A 1709-nucleotide genomic window follows, 5' to 3' on the forward strand; every position below is an offset into this window, starting at 1 on the left:
ATCAAGCCGATCGCGCGGTCGACGAAGATCGAGTAGGTCGCAGCGCGCCATCCAGCGCCGGCGCGCGCGACCAGCCACAGCCGGACCGCATCGCCGCCGATCGCCGACGGCAGGGTCTGATTGAAGAACGACCCGATCACGTTGTAGCGCATGGCGCGGCCGAGCTCGATCGGTGCGCCGCATTCGGCGCTGATCTCGCGCCAGCGCAGCGCGCCGACGAAGATTTGCAGGAACGTGATCGCGATCGCCACGCCGATCCAGAACAGGCTGGTCACGGTGAAGCGCGAAAACAGTTCGGACAGATCCACCTTGCGCAGCGCCAGATAGAGCAGCGCCGCGGAAATCAGGATTTTGGCCGTCGACAGCAGGATTCGGCGCATCTCGCCCGCATGAACAGGGTTTGCGAAGATTTGAGGCAACCCGACGCGAGGCGCCGAATTCGGCCGCTTTGGTATGGTTTTGGCGTCGATCTTGCAATAGCTGTCGTGAAGGGAGCTTGCATGAACCGCCGCGGGATGTTGCGATCCCCCTCGACGCGGCAGCGAGACGGGCGCCCGTCGTGGGCGAAGGATTCCTTGGGAACAGGATGACGGATCAGGCGATTTTGGTCACGGGTGCCGCCGGCTTCATCGGCTTTCACGTCGCCCGGCAGCTCATGGGCGAAGGCCGGCCCGTCGTCGGGCTCGACAATCTCAACAGCTATTATGATCCGGCGCTGAAACAGGCGCGCCTGGAGCTGTTGCGGAACGATGCCCGCTTCTCCTTCGTGCAGGCCGATCTCGCCGACCGCGCGACGATCGCGGCGTTGTTTGCGCGACATCGATTTGCCAAAGTCGTGCATCTCGCAGCCCAGGCCGGCGTGCGCTACTCGATCGACCATCCGCACAGCTACGCCGATTGCAATCTCGAGGGCTTTCTCAACGTGCTCGAGGGCTGCCGGAATAACGGCTGTCGTCATCTCGTCTACGCGTCGYCATCCTCCGTTTATGGTGCCAACACCAAACTGCCATTCGCCGTGCAGGACCGGACCGATCATCCCGTGAGTCTCTACGCCGCGACCAAGAAGGCGAACGAGCTGATGGCGCAGTCCTACAGTCATCTGTACCGGCTGCCGGTCACGGCCTTGCGCTTCTTTACCATATACGGTCCGTGGGGACGGCCCGATATGGCGATGTTTCTGTTCGTGAACGCCATCATGGCGGGCAGGCCGATCCGGCTCTTTAACCATGGCAGGATGCGTCGCGACTTCACCTATATTGACGACGTGACTCGTGTAGTATCCAAGCTGATCGACCGGGTGCCCGCGGACGATCCGGCCGCCGCAAATGCGCCGTCTAAGGTCTACAATGTCGGCAACAACCATCCCGAAGAGCTGATGCACGTCGTCGCTCTCCTGGAGCGGGAGCTGGGCCGGACGGCGAACAAAGAGCTGCTGCCAATGCAGCCTGGAGACGTGCTGGAAACGTTCGCGGATGTCGAGGATCTGATGCGTGACACCGGCTTTGCACCGTCGACGCCGATCGAGCACGGGGTCCGCAATTTTGTCACCTGGTATCGCGACTACTTCAAGGTTTGAGATGACGATGGACAAACGCATTATCCCCCTGATCATGTGCGGCGGTGCCGGCACGCGGTTGTGGCCGGCCTCGCGCGAGGTGCGGCCGAAGCAGTTCCTGCCGCTGTTCGGTACCCGCTCGACCTTCCAGGAC

3 protein-coding genes are annotated in these 1709 nt (G+C 62.4%); 2 read left to right on the forward strand and 1 reads right to left on the reverse strand.

All coding sequences use genetic code 11. The annotated features are described in order from the left end of the window. A partial coding sequence (locus ACXJL8_RS40330; RefSeq protein WP_456686956.1) for a lysylphosphatidylglycerol synthase transmembrane domain-containing protein occupies positions 1–380 on the reverse strand: 380 nt, incomplete at its 3' end. Positions 381–586: 206 nt separating this feature from the next. Here ACXJL8_RS40330 and ACXJL8_RS40335 point away from each other — a divergent pair. Both ACXJL8_RS40335 and ACXJL8_RS40340 read left to right on the forward strand, forming a co-directional pair. Continuing rightward, complete coding sequence (locus tag ACXJL8_RS40335) at positions 587–1576, forward strand: SDR family NAD(P)-dependent oxidoreductase (RefSeq protein ID WP_456686957.1); 990 nt, start codon at positions 587–589, stop codon at positions 1574–1576. A gap of 7 nt (positions 1577–1583) precedes the next feature. Continuing rightward, a partial coding sequence (locus ACXJL8_RS40340; RefSeq protein ID WP_422867041.1) for a sugar phosphate nucleotidyltransferase occupies positions 1584–1709 on the forward strand: 126 nt, incomplete at its 3' end.

This window comes from Bradyrhizobium sp. P5_C11_2 (assembly GCF_054049755.1).